General features: G+C 67.7%; 12 protein-coding genes, 1 other RNA gene and 1 pseudogene. 9 read left to right on the plus strand and 5 right to left on the minus strand.

Features of this window, described 5'->3' with window-relative positions:
- Positions 1 to 55 precede the first annotated feature (55 nt).
- Together fadA and fadB are read right to left on the minus strand one after the other, a co-directional pair.
- Positions 56 to 1,234, minus strand: a complete 1,179-nt coding sequence (gene fadA / locus RCF34_RS06680) for an acetyl-CoA C-acyltransferase FadA (protein WP_308707436.1) — start codon at positions 1,232 to 1,234, stop codon at positions 56 to 58.
- Positions 1,235 to 1,249: 15 nt separating this feature from the next.
- Positions 1,250 to 3,397 (minus strand): fatty acid oxidation complex subunit alpha FadB, encoded by a 2,148-nt coding sequence (gene fadB / locus RCF34_RS06685; RefSeq protein WP_308707437.1) that lies wholly within the window; start codon positions 3,395 to 3,397, stop codon positions 1,250 to 1,252.
- Between the two features lie 414 nt (positions 3,398 to 3,811).
- Between fadB and RCF34_RS06690 the strand changes: the two genes are divergently transcribed.
- Positions 3,812 to 4,252, plus strand: a complete 441-nt coding sequence (locus tag RCF34_RS06690) for a universal stress protein (protein WP_007162381.1) — start codon at positions 3,812 to 3,814, stop codon at positions 4,250 to 4,252.
- An 18-nt stretch (positions 4,253 to 4,270) separates the two neighbouring features.
- Here the strand turns inward: RCF34_RS06690 and RCF34_RS06695 are convergent, their stop codons facing one another.
- A complete protein-coding gene (locus RCF34_RS06695; RefSeq protein WP_308707438.1) occupies positions 4,271 to 6,187 on the minus strand; it encodes an ATP-binding cassette domain-containing protein in 1,917 nt (638 codons plus the stop codon).
- Positions 6,188 to 6,407: 220 nt separating this feature from the next.
- On the opposite strand from RCF34_RS06695, the gene RCF34_RS06700 reads away from it, so the two are divergent.
- The 5 genes and pseudogenes from RCF34_RS06700 (at position 6,408) to phnE (ending at position 11,795) form a co-directional block, all read left to right on the plus strand.
- Positions 6,408 to 8,336, plus strand: coding sequence for a transglycosylase SLT domain-containing protein (locus RCF34_RS06700; protein WP_308707439.1), 1,929 nt, complete (start codon positions 6,408 to 6,410; stop codon positions 8,334 to 8,336).
- Between the two features lie 197 nt (positions 8,337 to 8,533).
- A complete protein-coding gene (locus tag RCF34_RS06705) occupies positions 8,534 to 9,382 on the plus strand; it encodes a putative selenate ABC transporter substrate-binding protein (RefSeq protein ID WP_308707440.1) in 849 nt (282 codons plus the stop codon).
- The gene (locus tag RCF34_RS06710; RefSeq protein WP_308707441.1) at positions 9,379 to 10,206 is read left to right on the plus strand and encodes an ATP-binding cassette domain-containing protein; all 828 of its coding nucleotides are present in this window, start codon (positions 9,379 to 9,381) and stop codon (positions 10,204 to 10,206) included. Before RCF34_RS06705 ends, RCF34_RS06710 begins: the two co-directional genes overlap by 4 nt.
- A pseudogene (locus RCF34_RS06715) lies at positions 10,200 to 11,012 on the plus strand (PhnE/PtxC family ABC transporter permease); the annotation flags it as partial. The gene RCF34_RS06710 and the pseudogene RCF34_RS06715, both read left to right, overlap by 7 nt.
- 42 nt (positions 11,013 to 11,054) lie before the next feature.
- Positions 11,055 to 11,795, plus strand: coding sequence for a phosphonate ABC transporter, permease protein PhnE (gene phnE, locus RCF34_RS06720; RefSeq protein WP_374941165.1), 741 nt, complete (start codon positions 11,055 to 11,057; stop codon positions 11,793 to 11,795).
- A 185-nt stretch (positions 11,796 to 11,980) separates the two neighbouring features.
- Here phnE and selA read toward each other — a convergent pair whose 3' ends face one another.
- Positions 11,981 to 13,390: an L-seryl-tRNA(Sec) selenium transferase gene (gene selA / locus RCF34_RS06725; protein ID WP_308707442.1), complete on the minus strand. Its 1,410-nt coding sequence runs from the start codon at positions 13,388 to 13,390 to the stop codon at positions 11,981 to 11,983.
- Between the two features lie 277 nt (positions 13,391 to 13,667).
- Between selA and RCF34_RS06730 the strand changes: the two genes are divergently transcribed.
- The 3 genes from RCF34_RS06730 to RCF34_RS06740 all read left to right on the plus strand — a co-directional run bounded on the left by RCF34_RS06730 (position 13,668) and on the right by RCF34_RS06740 (position 15,544).
- Positions 13,668 to 14,759: a hypothetical protein gene (locus tag RCF34_RS06730; RefSeq protein ID WP_308707443.1), complete on the plus strand. Its 1,092-nt coding sequence runs from the start codon at positions 13,668 to 13,670 to the stop codon at positions 14,757 to 14,759.
- A 61-nt stretch (positions 14,760 to 14,820) separates the two neighbouring features.
- Positions 14,821 to 14,895: non-coding RNA, sX9 sRNA (locus RCF34_RS06735), on the plus strand.
- A 124-nt stretch (positions 14,896 to 15,019) separates the two neighbouring features.
- The gene (locus RCF34_RS06740; protein WP_308707444.1) at positions 15,020 to 15,544 is read left to right on the plus strand and encodes an ankyrin repeat domain-containing protein; all 525 of its coding nucleotides are present in this window, start codon (positions 15,020 to 15,022) and stop codon (positions 15,542 to 15,544) included.
- A 175-nt stretch (positions 15,545 to 15,719) separates the two neighbouring features.
- On the opposite strand, the gene RCF34_RS06745 is transcribed toward RCF34_RS06740, so the two are convergent.
- Complete coding sequence (locus RCF34_RS06745) at positions 15,720 to 16,643, minus strand: SdiA-regulated domain-containing protein (RefSeq protein ID WP_308707445.1); 924 nt, start codon at positions 16,641 to 16,643, stop codon at positions 15,720 to 15,722.
- Positions 16,644 to 16,653: the final 10 nt, after the last annotated feature.

The raw sequence follows: 16,653 nt of genomic DNA on the forward strand, positions 1-16,653 counted from the left end.
GAAAACCGGGGCAGCCCTGGGGGCGCCCCGGTCGGATGACGCACGCTGCGGCGGATCAGCGCAGGCGTTCGAACACCGTGGTGATGCCCTGGCCGAGCCCCACACACATGGTGGCCAGGCCGAAGGTGCCGTCATTCTGTTTCATGACATTCAACAGCGTGCCTGAAATCCTGGCGCCAGAGCAACCGAAGGGGTGACCCAGGGCGATGGCGCCCCCATGCAGGTTGACCTTCTCCTCCATCTTGTCGAGCACCTTGAGGTCCTTGAGCACCGGCAGGGCCTGGGCGGCGAAGGCTTCGTTGAGCTCAATGAAGTCGATGTCGGCCATGGTCAGGCCAGCGCGCTTGAGCGCCTTCTGCGAGGCCGGGACCGGACCGTAGCCCATGATCGCCGGATCGACGCCCGCCACGGCCATGGCGCGGATCCTGGCCAGCGGCTGCAAGCCGAGGTCCTGGGCGCGCTGGGCCGACATGACCAGCATGCAGGAAGCACCGTCGGTGATCTGCGACGAGGTGCCCGCGGTCACGGTACCGCCCTTGGGATTGAAGGCCGGCTTCAGGGCCGCCAGGCCTTCGAGGGTAGTTTCCGGACGGATGGTCTCGTCCTGGCTGAAGACCTTGAGGAAACCGTTCTCGTCGTGACCTTCCAGGGGAATGATCTCGTCCTTGAACTTGCCTTCCTGGGTGGCTTTCCAGGCCAGCTGGTGCGAGCGGTAGCCGAACTGGTCCTGGGCCTCGCGGGTGATGCCGTGCATCTTGCCCAGCATCTCGGCGGTCAGGCCCATCATGCCGGAGGCCTTGGCGGCGTGCAGCGACAGCTGGGGATTCGGATCGACGCCGTGCATCATGCCGACGTGGCCCATGTGCTCCACCCCGCCGACGACGAAGACGTCGCCGTTGCCGGTCTGGATCGCCTGGGCGGCGGTGTGCAGGGCGCTCATGGAGGAACCGCACAGCCGGCTCACCGTCTGGGCGCCGCTGGTGTGCGGAATGCGGGTCAGCAGCGAGGCCATGCGGGCGATGTTCCAGCCCTGCTCCAGGGTCTGGTTGACGCAGCCCCAGATCACGTCTTCCACCTCGGCCGGATTGACCTGGGGATTGCGGTCGAGGACCGCGTCGATCAGCCGCGCGGACAGGGTCTCGGCGCGAGTGTTGCGGTGCATGCCGCCCTTGGAACGGCCCATGGGCGTGCGGGCGAAGTCGACGATGACGACGTCTCTCGGATTCAGACTCATTTCTTTACTCCAGGCTCAACCGAAGAAGCGTTGGCCAGCGGCGGCCATTTCGCGGAGTTTGGGGGTCGGGTGATACAGCGGCCCGAGGTCGGCGTACTGGTCGGCCATGGCGACGAATTCGGCCACGCCCAGGCTGTCGATGTAGCGCAGCGCGCCCCCACGGAAGGGTGGGAAGCCGATGCCGTAGATCAGGCCCATGTCGGCCTCGGCGGCGCTGTCGACGATGCCGTCTTCCAGGCAGCGCACGGCTTCCAGGCACAGCGGCACCATCATCCGCTCGACGATCTCCTCGTCGGTGAATTCACGCTGCTCGTAGGTGACCGGTGCCAGCACCTCGGCCACGGCCGGGTCGGCGACCTTCTTCGGCTTGCCCTTCTTGTCGGTCTCGTAGACATAGAAGCCCTTGCCGTTCTTCTGGCCGAAGCGCTGGGCTTCGTAGAGGGCGTCCACCGCGGTCTTGCGGCTTTCCTTCATGCGCTCGGGGAAGCCCTCGGCCATGACGTCACGGGCGTGATGGGCGGTGTCCATGCCCACCACGTCCATCAGGTAGGCCGGGCCCATGGGCCAGCCGAATCTTTCCATCAGCCGGTCGACGCGCTGGAAGTCGGCACCCTGGGCCAGCAGCGCGGCGAAGCCGCCGAAGTACGGGAAGAGGATGCGGTTGACCAGGAAGCCGGGGCAGTCGTTGACCACGATGGGGTTCTTGCCCATCTGGCGGGCATAGGCCACGGTAGTGGCGATGGCCTTCTCGCTGGTCTTCTCGCCGCGGATCACCTCGACCAGGGGCATCATGTGCACCGGGTTGAAGAAGTGCATGCCGCAGAAGTTTTCCGGACGCTTGAGCGCCTGGGCCAGCAGGCTGATGGAAATGGTGGAGGTGTTGGAGGTGAGGATGGCGTCCTCGCGCACCTGGCCTTCCACCTCGGCCAGAACGGCTTGCTTGACCTTGGGATTCTCGACCACGGCCTCGACCACCAGGTCGACACTCTTGAAGTCGCCATAGGACAGGGTCGGGCGGATGCGATTGAGCGCCTCGGCCATCTTCACCGGCTCCAGGCGACCCTTCTCGACCCGCTTGTTGAGCAGCTTGCTGGCTTCGCTCAGGCCCAGCTCCAGGGCTTCGTCGCGAATGTCCTTCATCAGGATCGGCGTACCCTTGAGCGCGGACTGGTAGGCGATACCGCCACCCATGATGCCGGCGCCCAGCACACTGGTCAGCTTGACCCGCGCGGCCTGCTTTTCCAGTACCTTGGCCTTGCGCTTGAGCGCCTGGTCATTGAGGAACAGGCCGACCAGGCTGGCGGACACCGAGGTCTGGGCCATCTTGGCGAAACCGGCGCCTTCGACTTCTAGGGCCTTGTCGCGGCCGTAGTTGGCGGACTTCTGGATCGCCTTGATGGCTTCCAGCGGTGCCGGATAGTGCGGACCGGCTTGGCTCGCGACGAAGCCCTTGGCCGATTCGAAGGCCATCATGGCTTCGATGGCATTGAGCTGCAGCTTTTCCAGCTTGGGCTTGCGCTTGGCGCGGTAGTCCAGCTCGCCGGCGGCGGCGCGGCGGACCAGGTCCAGGGCGGCGTCGAACAGATGCTCGGAGGCGACCACGGCATCGGCCACGCCGACCTTGAGGGCAGTGGCGGCGTCGTTTTCCTTGCCGGAAGCGATCCACTCGATGGCGTTGTCGCTGCCGATCAGGCGCGGCAGGCGGACGGTGCCACCCCAGCCCGGATAGATGCCCAGCTTGACTTCCGGCAGGCCGATGCGCGCCGCGGTGCTGAGCACCCGGTAGTCGGCGGCCAGGGTCATCTCGCAACCGCCACCCAGGGCGATGCCGCCCACGGCGGCCACGGTGGGTACCGGCAGGTCTTCGAAGTCGTTGAAGATGCGGTTGATCTCGGCGATGCCGGCCTGCAGCTCTTCGGTCGGCCGGCCGAACATCTCGACGAATTCGGTGATGTCGGCGCCGACGATGAAGACGTCCTTGCCGCTGGTGACGATGACGCCGCGCAGGCCGGCGTGGGCTTTCAGGGCATCCACGGCCTGGCGGAATTCGCGCAGGGTGATGGCGCTGAACTTGTTGACCGATTCGCCTTGGAGGTCGAAGCGAAGTTCGGCGATGCCGTCCTCCACGTCGCGCACCGAAAGGGCTTTGCCTTCGAAAATCATCAGCGGGTCTCCCTTGAGTCCTGGTCGCGAGGCGGGCGGCGGCTTGGGTGGAAGCCGAGAATCGCCAGCCCCGATATTGTTCTGTGGAGGGCACCGGCCGGGCCGGGGCGAAAATTCATACAACCGTTTGAACGGCTCGCACAACCTTCTGGCAAAAGCGGGCGCTTGTCAATTGGGACACGCGGGGAAAGCGCGACCGGGGGTTCGCGCGGCGGGCGCTTGAGCTTGGCGCACTTCTGTGCAAGATAGCCGTGGAGCTATCCCCGACTCCTGGAGTCGAAACTACAAGTGGGCGAGCGTCTGCCTGAACAGTTGCCGAGCGAAAGCCGGCTCTGCTCGGCCAGAACCTTAAGCCCGCGAATCGAGCGCCAGCCACGGTACGGTCTGGCGCCCCATCATGAAGGAGAGATGTGTATGGCCTACCAACACATATTGGTTGCCGTCGACCTGACCGAAGATTGCCAGCCGGTGATCCGTCGCGCCGTGGCCCTGGGTCAGTGCTGTGGCAGCAAGGTGTCGCTGGTGCACGTGGTCGAGCCCATGGCGATGGCCTTTGGCGGTGACGTGCCCATGGATCTGTCGTCGTTGCAGCAGCAGCAGATCGAGCAGGCCCGCGAGCGACTGGACGGCTTCACCACCCAGTACGCCGAGCTGGCCGGCAACTGCGTGCTGGCCTATGGGCAGCCGCGCCAGGAGATCCACCGCATGGCCAAGGAACAGGGCTGCGACCTGATCGTGGTCGGCAGCCATGGTCGTCATGGCCTGGCGCTGCTCCTGGGCTCGACGTCCAACGACCTGCTGCACGGCGCGCCCTGCGACACCCTCGCGGTGGCCCTGAAGAAAGACAAGGCCTGATCCGGTGGCCGGGCTGGATTACTCCAGTTCGGCCCAGCGCTCGATGAGGCGATCCAGCTCGGCCTGTAGCGCGTCCATGCGGGCGAGCTTGGCCTGGGTGACCTCACTCGGCAGCTGGTAGAAGCCAGGATCGGCGATGGCGGTCTGCAGGGCTTCCAGTTCGATTTCCGCGGTTTCGATGGCACCTGGCAGGGCGTCCAGCTCACGCTGCTCCTTGTAGCTGAGCTTGCGCTTGGCCGGTGCGGCGGCTGCGGCCACCGGGGCCGCCGCGGGTGCGGGCTCGACCTTGGCAGCCGCTGGCGCGGCCTTGCTGTCCTCGCGGGTCTGCACGCCCAACAGGCGCGGCGAGCCGCCCTGACGCAGCCAGTCCTGGTAGCCACCGACGTATTCCCGTACCCGCCCTTCCCCTTCGAACACCAGGGTGCTGGTCACCACGTTGTCGAGGAAGGCCCGGTCGTGGCTGACCATCAGCACGGTGCCCTCGAAACTCAGCAGCACCTCTTCCAGCAGCTCCAGGGTCTCGACGTCGAGGTCGTTGGTGGGTTCGTCCAGCACCAGCAGGTTGGCCGGCTTGCTGAACAGCTTGGCCAGCAGCAGGCGCGCGCGTTCGCCACCGGACAGTGCCTTGACCGGCGTGCGGGCACGCTGGGGGCTGAACAGGAAGTCGCCCAGGTAGCTCAGCACGTGGCGATCCTGGCCATTGATGGTGATGAATTCACGACCCTCGGCGAGGTTGTCGATCACGGTCTTTTCCGGTTCCAGTTGCAGGCGCAGCTGGTCGAAATAGGCGATCTCCAGCTTGGTGCCGTACTGGATCTTGCCGGTGGTCGGCTGCAGATCGCCCAGCAGCAGCTTGAGCAGGGTGGTCTTGCCGGAGCCGTTGGGGCCAAGCAGGCCGATGCGGTCACCGCGCTGGATCAGCAGGGTCAGGTCGCGGATCAGAGGTTCGCCGCCCGGATGGGCATAGCTCATGTGCTCGGCGAGGATGACCTGCTTGCCGGACTTGTCGGCCGTCTCCAGCAGGAGGTTGGCCTTGCCCTGGCGCTCACGGCGCTCGCTGCGTTCGTTGCGCATGGCCTTGAGGGCGCGGACGCGACCTTCGTTGCGGGTACGGCGGGCCTTGATGCCCTGGCGGATCCAGACTTCTTCCTGGGCCAGGCGCTTGTCGAACAGCGCATTGGCGGTCTCTTCCGCCGCCAGCTGCTGCTCCTTGTGCACCAGGAAGCTGGCGTAGTCGCCTTGCCAGTCGATCAGGTTGCCGCGATCCAGTTCGAGGATGCGGGTGGCCAAGGCCTGGAGGAAGGCGCGGTCGTGGGTGATGAACAGCACGGCGCCGGGATAGCCGCGCAGGGCGTCTTCCAGCCAGGCGATGGCGCCGATGTCCAGGTGGTTGGTGGGTTCGTCGAGCAGCAGCAGATCCGGCTCGGCCACCAGCGCCTGGGCCAGCAGCACGCGCCGCCGCCAGCCGCCGGACAGTTCGGCGAGGGTCTTTTCCGCCGGCAGCTGCAGCCGGCTCAGGGTGCTGTCCACCAGTTGCTGCAGGCGCCAGCCATCGCGCGCCTCCAGCTCCTGCTGGACGTGCATGAGCCGCTCCATGTCCAGTTCGCCGCTGGTGTCCTGGGTCAGGTGGTGGTACTCGGCGAGCAATTCGCCGACACCGGCCAGGCCCGCGGCCACCACGTCGAACACCGAGCGGTCGTCGGCCCGTGGCAATTCCTGCGGCAGTTCGCCGATCTTGATCGCCGGGGCGCGCCAAACCTCGCCGTCATCGGCCTGCTGCTCGCCCTTGACGATGCGCAGCAGGCTGGATTTGCCGGTGCCGTTGCGGCCGATGATGCATACCCGCTCGCCCCGCTCGATCTGCCAGGACACCCCGTCCAGCAAGGGGGTGACGCCAAAGGCCAGGGATACGTTGGTGAACTTGAGCAGCGCCATGGGTTTCTCCGCGAAAAAGGCCAACCAGTCTAACAGAGACACCTACCCTGGCGCCGGTCGGTACGAGCCGGCGAAACGCCCGGACCGCCCGACGGCAGGCCATGGCCAACGCTTTCGCCGCCTGGCGCCGGCACGTAAGCTAGACTGCCCCGTGACGGTCGGCCGCCTGCCTTGCGCAGCGTGCGCCACCCCCTCCGCATCCAGCTTTTACGGAATTCCCATGCGCGGTCGCCTGTTCCTCATCCTGCCCCTGCTCCTCGCTCCCCTGATCGGCTCCACCACCTCGCAAGCCGCTCCCCTGGAGCAGCAGCGGCAACTCTACGACCAGGCCAAGGCGGCGCTGGACCGCGGCGACGCCAGCGTCTACCTGGCCAATCGCGGAGAATTGCGGACCTATCCGTTGGAGCCTTACCTGGCCTACGACGAACTGATCAAGCGCGTCCCCGGCGCCAGCGATGCCGAGATCGAGACCTTTCTCGCCGAGCATGGCGATCTGCCGCAGTCCAACTGGCTGCGCCTGCGCTGGCTGCGCGGCCTGGCCGACCGCGGCGACTGGAATCGCTTCGAGAAATACTATTCGCCGGACTTCAACTTCACCGAACTGGACTGCCTGCACGGCCAGTACCTGATCGCCCAGGGCAACGCCAGCGAGGGCTTCAAGCTGGCGGAGAAATACTGGCTGGTGGGCAAGGCCCAGCCGACCACCTGCGATGGCCTGTTCCAAGCCTGGGCGGCGCGCGGCCAGCTCACCGAGGAGCGGGCCTGGGAACGCGCCAAGCTGGCCGCCGACAAGGGTGAGTACGGCCTGGTACGCACCCTGTCCACCCAGTTGCCGACCCTGTCCGGGCAGGCCCAGCGGCTGATCGACGTGGCCCAGAAGCCGCAGCAGATCGCCAATGTCCAGGCCTTCGCCCCGGCCAGCGAAAGCCTCGCCGACGTGGTCGGCCTGGGCCTGCGCAAGCTGGCGCGCCAGGACCCGGAACAGGCCATGAGCCTGCTCGACGTCTACAGCCAGCGCATGCCCTTCACCCGCGATGAAAAGGTCGCCATCGCCCGCCAGATCGGCCTGACCCTGGCGAAGAACTTCGATCCGCGCGCCCTGCCGCTGATGGAGCGCTATGACCCCGAGCTGCGGGACGACGACGTCAGCGAATGGCGTGCCCGGCTGCTCTTGCGCCTGGGTCGCTGGAGCGATGCCCATGCGCTGATCGAGCGCTTCCCGCCGAGTCTGGCCAAGGCCAATCGCTGGGAATACTGGCGCGCCCGCACCCTGGAGCTGATGCAGCCGCAGAGTCCGGCGGTGCTGCGCGAATACGCCGAGGTCAGTCGCGAGCGTGACTACTACGGCTTCCTCGCCGCCGACCGCAGCAAGGCGCCCTATCAGCTCAACAACAAGCCGCTGATGCTCAGCGACGCCCTCAAGCGCAAGGTGCGCAACACCCCGGGCGTGCAGCGTGCCCTGGAATTCATCGCCCGCGGCGAACCGATCAATGCCCGCCGCGAGTGGTTCTATGTCAGCCGCCACTTCAACCGCGACGAACTGGTGGCCCAGGCGCGCATGGCCTATGACATGCAGTGGTACTTCCCGGCGATCCGCACCATCAGCCTGGCCAAGTACTGGGACGACCTGGACATCCGCTTCCCCATCGCCTATCGCGAGAGCTTCGTGCGCGAGGCCCAGACCCGTGGCCTGCACAGCAGCTGGGTGTTCGCCATCACCCGCCAGGAAAGCGGCTTCATGGCCGATGCGCGCTCCGGCGTGGGCGCCATGGGCCTGATGCAGCTGATGCCGGCCACCGCCAGCCACACCGCCAGCAAGTTCGCCATTCCCCTGGCCTCGCCGCAGCAGGCGCTGACCCCGGAAAAGAACATCGAGCTGGGGACCGCCTACCTATCCATGGTCCATGCCCAGTTCAACGGCAACCGGGTGCTGGCCTCGGCCGCCTACAACGCCGGCCCGGGGCGGGTGAAGCGCTGGCTGAGCGGCGCCCGCCACCTGGCTTTCGATGTCTGGGTGGAGACCATTCCCTTCGACGAGACGCGGCAATACGTGCAGAACGTGCTGGCCTACGCGGTCATCTACGGGCAGAAGCTCAATTCGCCGCAACCCCTGGTGGACTGGAACGAGCGCTTCTTCGACGAGACCTGAGCGCTCGCCAGCCCGCCCTGATACCACTGCAGCGGACTCGGACGCCAGGTCGAGTCCGCTGCATAGCCGCTTCCCAGAGCCGTCGGGCCATTCGCAGCTGCATCCTGCAAGGCCTGCAGCTCCGAGCCGGCTGCGCAAAACAGCGCCACCCCCTATACTGCAGCCCCTTTTTTTCCGCTATTGAACCGGAGAAACCCATGCTCAAGCGTTCGCTGGCCCTGGCAGCAGGCCTGGCCCTGTCCCTGACGTCCCTGCTCTCCCACGCCGTCGACGAACTGCGCGTCTCGGCCATTCCCGACGAGGCGCCCACCGAGCTGATCCGCAAGTTCAAGCCACTGGGCGAATACCTCGAGCAACGCCTGGGCATGCCGGTCAAGTTCGTGCCGGTGTCCGACTATGCCGGCGTGGTGGAAGCCATGGCCTCGGATCGTCTGGACCTGGCCTGGTTCGGCGGCTTCACCTTCGTCCAGGCGCAGCGCAAGGCGCCGATGACCCCCCTGGTGCAGCGCGAAGAAGATCAGCAGTTCACCAGCAAATTCATCACCGCCGACCCGGTCGTGAAGACCCTGCAGGACCTCAAGGGCAAGACCTTCGCCTTCGGTTCGGTCTCTTCCACCTCGGGCAGCCTGATGCCGCGCTACTTCATGCAGCAGGACGGCATCGTCCCCGAGCAGTTCTTCTCACGGGTGGCCTATTCCGGCGCCCATGACGCCACCGTCGCCTGGGTCGCCGCGGGCAAGGCCGATGCCGGCGTGCTCAATGCCTCGGTGTGGAAGAAGCTGGTCGATGCCGGCAAGGTCGATACCAGCAAGGTCCGGGTCCTCTCCACGACCCCGGCCTACTACGACTACAACTGGACGGTGCGCGGCAACCTGGATCCGCAACTGGCGGCCAAGATCAAGCAGGCCTTCCTCGACCTGGATCCGGCCAAGCCGGCCGACAAGGCGATCCTCGACCTGCAGGCGGCCAGCCGCTTCGTGCCGACCTCGCCAGACAACTACAAGAGCATCGAGGCTTCCGCCCTGGCAGCCGGCCTGCTCAAGTGAGTCTCGCCCTCAGGGGCGTGACGCTGGTACACGCCGACGGCTCGCCTGCCCTGGCCGATCTCGACCTCGCCCTGCGACAGGGTGAGCAGGTCGCGCTGATCGGCCCGTCCGGGGCGGGCAAGACCAGCTTGTTGCGTCTGCTTGCCACCGGGCTGCGGCCGGTCGCGGGTCAGCTCGAGCTGCTCGGTCAGGAGCCTTGGAGCCTGGGCAACCGGGCGCGGCGCCAGTTGCGCGCCCGCATCGGCCTCATCCACCAGGCGCCGCCCTTGCCGGCGCGCCAGCGCGTCATCACCGCGGTGCTGGCCGGACGTCTCGGCCAGTGGTCGCTGGCGCGCAGCCTGGTCAGCCTGGTCCACCCGCTGGACCGCGCCGGCGCCGCGGCGGCCCTGGCGCCGCTGGATCTCGCCGATCGCCTCTACGCCTCCTGTGATCAGCTGTCCGGTGGCCAGCTGCAGCGCATCGGCATCGCCCGGGCGCTCTACCAGCAGCCGCAGCTGCTGCTCGCCGACGAACCCGTGTCGGCCATGGACCCGGTGCTGGCCGCCCATACCCTGGAGGTGCTGAGCGACGCCGCGGCACGCCAGGGCACCACCCTGGTCACCAGCCTGCACAACGTCGAACTGGCGTTGCAGCGCTTTCCGCGCATCCTCGGCCTGCGGGCCGGTAGGCTGCTGTGGGACAAGCCCGCCAGCGCCGTCACCCCGGCCGATCTCGCCGCGCTTTATGCCAACGAGGGCTTGAGCACCACCCTTCAGCCTGCCGCACCGGCCCCGGCCCCGGCCCCGGCCCCGGCCGAGACGCCGCTCGACCTGCCGCGATGCTGACCTCGCCCCGCCAGGACCCGGCCGCCCGGCCCCGTCTGCTGCTCACCCTGCTGGCCCTGCTGCTGGCCTGGCCGACGCTGCGCCTGGCGGAATTCGATCTGCCGGGCCTCTTCACCGGCGACAACGCCCGCACCATGGGCCGCTTTCTCGCCGGCTTCTGGCCGCCCGCCCATGACGCCGACTTTCTCGCCGTGCTCGGGCGCGCCACCCTGGAAACCCTGGCCATCGCCACCCTGGGCATGGCCCTGGCCGTGCTGCTCGCCCTGCCCGCCGCCCTGCTCGCCACCCGCGTGCTGTCGATCTCCGCCCTGCCCCGCGGCGGACGTCCAGGCCGCTCGCCACGCCTGCTCCGCGGCCTGGTCCGCGGGGTGCTGATCGTCCTGCGCAGCGTGCCGGAGATCGTCTGGGCGCTGCTGTTCGTCCGCGCCGTGGGCCTGGGTCCCACCGCCGGGGTGCTGGCCATTGCCATCACCTACGGCGGCATGCTGGGCAAGGTCTATGCGGAGATCTTCGAATCGGTCGATCCCCGCCCGGCGCGGGCCCTGCTGCTGCAGGGCGCCGGTCGCCTGCAGGCCTTTGGCTATGGCGTGCTGCCCAATGCCGCGGGCGAGATGATTTCCTACAGCGTCTACCGCTGGGAATGCGCCATCCGCGCCTCGGTGGTGATGGGCTTCGTCGGCGCCGGCGGTCTCGGCCAGCAGGTCGATCTGTCGCTGCGCATGTTCGCCGGTGGCGAGGTGGCCAGCCTGCTGCTGACCTTCCTGATGCTGGTGCTCTTGGCCGATGTGCTCAGTCGCCTGCTGCGCCAGGTGGAACGTGGCCAGCGCCGGGGCCGCGGCGCTCTGACGGTGCTGGCCATGGGCGCCGCCCTGGTGGCGTCCGCCAGCTACCTGGGCACCGCCTTCGGCGAATTGCTGAGTGCCCGCGCCCTGGCGCAGATGGGCAGCTTCCTGGCGGATTTTCTCCAGCCGGATTTCTCCCTCGCCCAGCTGTCGGCCGTGGCCCACGGCGCGGTGGAGACCCTGGCCATGTCGGCCCTGGGTACCCTGCTCGCCGGGCTGCTCGGCATCCTGCTGGCGCTGCCGGCGGCCGGTCGCCTTGGCCTGGGCGCCCTGGCGCTGGCGCGGCTGCTGCTCAATGCCTTGCGCGCGGTGCCGGAACTGGTCTGGGCGGCGCTGATGGTGCTGGCCGCCGGCCTGGGCCCCAACGCCGGGACCCTGGCGCTGGCCCTGCATACCGCCGGGGTACTCGGCCGGCTGTTCGCCGAAGCCCTGGAAAACGCCCCCAAGGCACCGGCAGAGGCCATCCGCCTGGCCGGCGGTGGCGCGCTGGCGGCCTTTCTCTACGGCACCCTGCCGGCGGTCTGGCCACAGTTGCTGGCCTACCTGCTCTATCGCTGGGAAAACAACATCCGCATGGCCAGCATCCTCGGCTTCGTCGGCGCTGGCGGCCTCGGGCAGCAGCTGTACTTCAGCCTGAGCCTGTTCCAGCAGGCCCAGGCCGCCACCGTGATCCTCGGGATGCTGGTGCTGGTGCTGGGCGTGGATCTGCTGAGCAACTGGGCCCGGCAGCGCTGGGTCGTTCGTTAGCGCCTATTCAAAGGCTGCTGCGCGTCGGCCAAACGGCGTTGAAAAGACCCTGGGTCGCCAGCCCGGTCGGAATGCTCATTTACCACTCGTAAACCCGAGCGCGGGTCCGATCCGCTTCCTCAGGTCTTTTCGTGGGGCCGCCTAGGCCTTGTTTGGCTCTAGCTCGCGAGCCTTTGAACAGGCTCTTAGCGAATCTCCGGCAGCAGCAGCGCCGGCAACTGCGCCAGAAAGGCGGCTTCATCGTCGAGCTGACGCAGATCCAGCCAGAGCGCATCGGCGTCGATGCGCCCCACCACCGGGATGGGGAGCTGGCGCAGGCCCTCTTCCAACTGCCGCAAGGCGCGCCCACGCAGGCGCTTGCTGACCTGGGGGCGACAGCACAGCGCCGCCCCGGGCAGGCGTGCCACCGGCTGGGCGCCACTGCCGATCATGCCCAGCGCCGGCTCCACGCTGACCGCATAGGTCGCGCCCAGCACGGCGGCGAAGGCCGGCAGCAGCCTTTCGGCCTGGGTGGTGATGGCCTCAGCCGGGCGGGATAGCAGGCGCAGGCTGGGCAGCCGTTCGGCCAGTCGATCCGGATCGCGATAGAGCGCCAGGGTCGCCTCCAGGGCGGCCAGGGTCAGCTTGTCGACCCGCAACGCCCGCTTGAGCGGATTCTTCTTGATCCGCTCGATGAGGTCACGGCGACCGACGATGAGGCCGCACTGGGGGCCGCCGAGCAGCTTGTCGCCACTGAAGGTCACCAGGTCCGCGCCATCGCGCAGTGCCTGCTGCACCGTGGGTTCGGCGGGCAGCCCCCAGCGGGTCAGGTCCACCAGGGTGCCGCTGCCGAGGTCTTCCAGCAGGGGGACGTTGTGGGCGCGGGCAATGGCGGCCAGCTCCGCCGTGGCCACGCTGGCGGTGAAGCCCTGGACGCTGTAGTTGCTGGTGTGCACCCGCATCAGCAGCGCGGTGCGCGGGCCGATGGCGGCTTCGTAGTCGCGGGCATGGGTGCGGTTGGTGGTGCCCACCTCCACCAGCTTGACCCCGGCGCGGGCCATGATGTCGGGGATGCGGAAGGCACCGCCGATCTCGATCAGCTCGCCGCGGGACAGCACCCCTTCCTTGCGTGCGCCTATGGCATGCAGGGCCAGCAGGACCGCCGCGGCGTTGTTGTTGACCACGGTCACCGCCTCGGCGCCGGTGAGTTCGCGCACCAGGTCGGCGACCAGGTCGTCACGATCGCCGCGCTTGCCGGTGGCCAGGTCGAATTCCAGATTCATCGGCTGGCGCGCGGCCTCGGTCACCGCGGCGATCGCCTCTTCCGCGAGCAGCGCCCGCCCCAGGTTGGTGTGCAGCACCGTGCCGGTGAGGTTGAACACCCGCCGCACCCGCGGCTGGCTGTGCAACGCCAGGCGCTCGCCCAGGCGACCGGCCAGCACGCCCTCCTCCACCTCCACGGCGGTCAGGGTGCCGGCTCTCAGGGCCTCGCGCAGGTCGTCCAGCAGCGAGCGATAGCCGCCAAGGACCTGCTCGCGACCATGGCGCTCCTCCAGCGGACGCGAAGCGGGATGGCGCAGCAGGCGGTCGATGGACGGCAGGCGAATGGCGGTCATGGGAGCCTCTTGGGTCGAGTCGACCCCCAGTGTAGCCCGAACCCGCGGCGGGTCGACCAGGGGGCGCCGGACTGCCGCAGGCCTGGCCCGCCCTGGAGTGGGGTGGCCTGGACGCAGACCTCGGGCGTCCGGAAATGACCCCCGGGTTCCCGGTTTGCCGCGTGCCAGAGCCCGTCCTAGGATGGTTTTCGCGGGCTTTTCCCAGGCGCCTACCGCGGTCCTGCCCGGCAAGCCCTGGCCACCACGTTCATCTCACGACAATAACAAAGGTGCCGTCATGTCCAAGAAAACCTCCCCCTGGGCCAGCGATGGCCTGCTCGATAACAGCGACATCGTCAGCCCCGGCAACTTCACCTACCTGCACACGTTGAAGAGCGCCGCGGCCACGCCGCTGGCGCAGACCAGCTCGGCCAGTACCCCCACCGTCAGTGAATTCCTCAACGGCGCCATCAGCGAGTACGTGCTGGGTGGCACGCCCGACGGCATGCGGCCCTTCCTGGTCGATGGCCAGCAGCTGACGCTGCACGACTCGCTCAACGGCGCGACGGCCCATACCTGGATCACCGCCGAGAACCAGGTGCTCATCACCTATGCCGGCACGACCCGCGGCGAAAATCTGCTGATCGACCCCCTGTCCACCGCCGGTGGCCTGCTGAGCGATCTGCAGATCCTCGGCCAGCAGGTCTCCAGCGCTCAGCGCCAGTCGCTGGACTTCGCCCATCAGGTGATCGAGGCGGCGGTCAAGCAGGGTTACGGCACCCAGGACATCTTCGTCACCGGCCACTCCCTGGGTGGCATCTCCGCGGCCTACGTCGCCCAGCAGACCGGTCTCGGCGGCATCAGCTTCGAGGCCTCGGGCATTCCCCGCGATGCACAGGCGGTCGGTCACGGGGGTAATTTCGTCAATGTGGTCACCCTCGGCGATCCGGTGGCCAACTACAGCTCCGACATCCGCGGCGAGCAGCCCTTCGCGCCCAGCTTCGTCAGCCAGGCCGAGGGCGGCGGCAGCCTGCCGCACTATGGCTCGCTGTTCCTGATCGGCGCCCAGGCCGACCAGCACGACCTGACCCAGGCGGCGGCCAAGGTCGGTCATCTGTTCAACGGCGACAATGGTGGCCAGGTCAATCCGCTGGGGGCGGCCCTGCATCCACTCAGCGTGGCCGCCGGGATCGCCGAAGCGGCGCGCCTGATCGCCGAATTCCATCTGCCGGCCGCCGAATACACCAACCTCGGGGTGACCCCTACCGGTGGTTTTCTCGACACCCTGCCCGCGCAGATCGGCACGGCCCACGGCCCGGTGCTGATGGTCGGCAGCTACAGCGTGGCGGAGTTGCAGGCCTATGCCGAGACCCACGCGACGTTCGGCTGAGAGCCGCTCATAAAACTACTGCGCGTCCGCCATACAGGTACGTGCGGTGCTCGGAATCCTCATGTACTACTCGTACACTCCGGCTCCTGCGCGCCGCACACACCTGTCTGACAACCGCTCGCGACGTTTTATAACCGACTCACGCCTTCGCGGCGGTCTTCTTTCGCCGCCGCGAGAGAACTCCCCCCTGCCGTTCGGGTCTGCCCTCCTATCGTCCGGGATCCCGAGGGTCCCGCCCGCCTTCAGCCCAGGAGAACCTCATGACCGCAGACGGTCCCCAGCGCATGACCGACGACGAAGCCCAGGAATTCGCCACCGAGGTGTTCAACCTCGCGCGCACCGGCAATGCCGAGGTGCTGGCTCTGGTGCTGGAAAAGGGGCTGACGCCCAATCTGCGCAACCACAAGGGCGACAGCCTGTTGATGCTGGCCAGCTACCACGGTCATCTGGAGGCCAGTCGCGTGCTCCTGGAGCATCGGGCCGACCCGAACCTCGCCAACGACATGGGCCAGTCGCCCCTGGCGGGCGCGGCCTTCAAGAACAACCTGCCGATGGCCGAACTGCTGCTGGAGCACGGCGCCGCCGTGGAGGGCGCCATGCCCGACGGCAAGACCGCGCTGATGATGGCGGCCATGTTCAATCATGTGCAGATGGTGGAACTGCTGGTCTCCCGGGGCGCCGACCCCAAGGCCCGGGACGCCGCCGGCAACACGGCGCTGAGCGTGGCCCGCGCCATGGGCGCCCAGGACACCCCCGCCGTGTTGGAGCGATTGGGCGGCGTCTGATCAGAGCCTATTCAAAGGCTCGCGAGCTAGAGACAAACAAGGCGAAAATGCCTGAGGAAGCGGATCGGACCCGCGCTCGGGTTTACGAGTGGTAAATGAGCATTCCGACGGGGCTGGCCTTCCAGGGCATCTTCAACGCCGTTTGGCCGACGCGCAGCAGACTTTGAACAGGCTCTTAGCGCTTCTGGTAGCGATAGAACAGGTTAGGCTCGCTGACCACATAGAGGTTGCCGGCCCCATCCAGGGTGACCCCTTCCGGCTGGCGAATGCGCCGTGACAGGCCGCCGAAGGGCGCCACCAGGGAGCGGGTATCCAGGGTATGGCCCTGGTCGTCGAGTTCGGTCAGCACCCGTGATTCGTCGCTGAGCAGCAGCAGGTGGCCGGTCCGGCGATCGACGTGGACTGCGGACAGGTCACCGGTGCTGGGCGCCTGGTCCAGCCAGGCCTGGCGGTCGATGATGCGCAGGGCGAAGTCGCCGTCGAAGCTCCTGAGCAGGCCACGGATTTCATAGAGCTTGCGCGGCGAGTGCTCCTTGACCACGAACAGGCGATCGCGGACGGCGTCGTAGTCCAGCCCCTCGAAGCCCTGGTTGGCGCGGGGGAAGAGATCCAGGGTCAGGCTGCGATAGTCCTTGCGCCGGAGGACGTCGTCGCCCTCGGGGATGCCTACCAGGGTCAGGGCGTTGGCGCCCTCTTCCGCCAGCAGCAGGCGGTCGTTGCCCAGATAGGTCACGCCCTCGACGTCGTCGAAGCCTTCCAGGCGATGGCGTTGCAGCAGCTCGCCGTCACGGCTCAGGGCCAGCAACTCCGGCGGATTGTTGACCACCGCCCAGAGCCGATCCCGCTCCGGGTCATAGCTGAGGTCGGACAGATTCTCGGTGACGCCGGCCACCGGCTTGGCTTCCACCGCCACCCGGTAGCGACCGAGCTCCAGGGAGGTTCGGGGTTCGCTCTGCCACTGCTGGCCGAGCCAGAACAGCAGTTGGCTGTCCAGATGGCTGCTGCGCAGGCCCTGGGTAAGCCCCAGCGCCAGCAGCAGGGCCAGGCCCAGCCGCCAACCGTTCCGCCCGATCCTGATCCGTCGTACCCACGCCGTCATCGCCTCGCCC

The organism is Pseudomonas sp. 102515 (assembly GCF_031085165.1).
Classification (GTDB): domain Bacteria; phylum Pseudomonadota; class Gammaproteobacteria; order Pseudomonadales; family Pseudomonadaceae; genus Chryseomonas.

Coding starts and splice junctions, on each gene's coding strand:
- RCF34_RS06705 (WP_308707440.1), top strand. CDS start 8,534: ATGCTCAAGCGTTCGCTGGCCCTGGCAGCAGGCCTGGCCCTGTCCCTG.
- fadB (WP_308707437.1), bottom strand. CDS start 3,397: ATGATTTTCGAAGGCAAAGCCCTTTCGGTGCGCGACGTGGAGGACGGC.
- fadA (WP_308707436.1), bottom strand. CDS start 1,234: ATGAGTCTGAATCCGAGAGACGTCGTCATCGTCGACTTCGCCCGCACG.
- RCF34_RS06730 (WP_308707443.1), top strand. CDS start 13,668: ATGTCCAAGAAAACCTCCCCCTGGGCCAGCGATGGCCTGCTCGATAAC.
- RCF34_RS06690 (WP_007162381.1), top strand. CDS start 3,812: ATGGCCTACCAACACATATTGGTTGCCGTCGACCTGACCGAAGATTGC.
- RCF34_RS06745 (WP_308707445.1), bottom strand. CDS start 16,643: ATGACGGCGTGGGTACGACGGATCAGGATCGGGCGGAACGGTTGGCGG.
- selA (WP_308707442.1), bottom strand. CDS start 13,390: ATGACCGCCATTCGCCTGCCGTCCATCGACCGCCTGCTGCGCCATCCC.
- RCF34_RS06740 (WP_308707444.1), top strand. CDS start 15,020: ATGACCGCAGACGGTCCCCAGCGCATGACCGACGACGAAGCCCAGGAA.
- RCF34_RS06695 (WP_308707438.1), bottom strand. CDS start 6,187: ATGGCGCTGCTCAAGTTCACCAACGTATCCCTGGCCTTTGGCGTCACC.
- RCF34_RS06700 (WP_308707439.1), top strand. CDS start 6,408: ATGCGCGGTCGCCTGTTCCTCATCCTGCCCCTGCTCCTCGCTCCCCTG.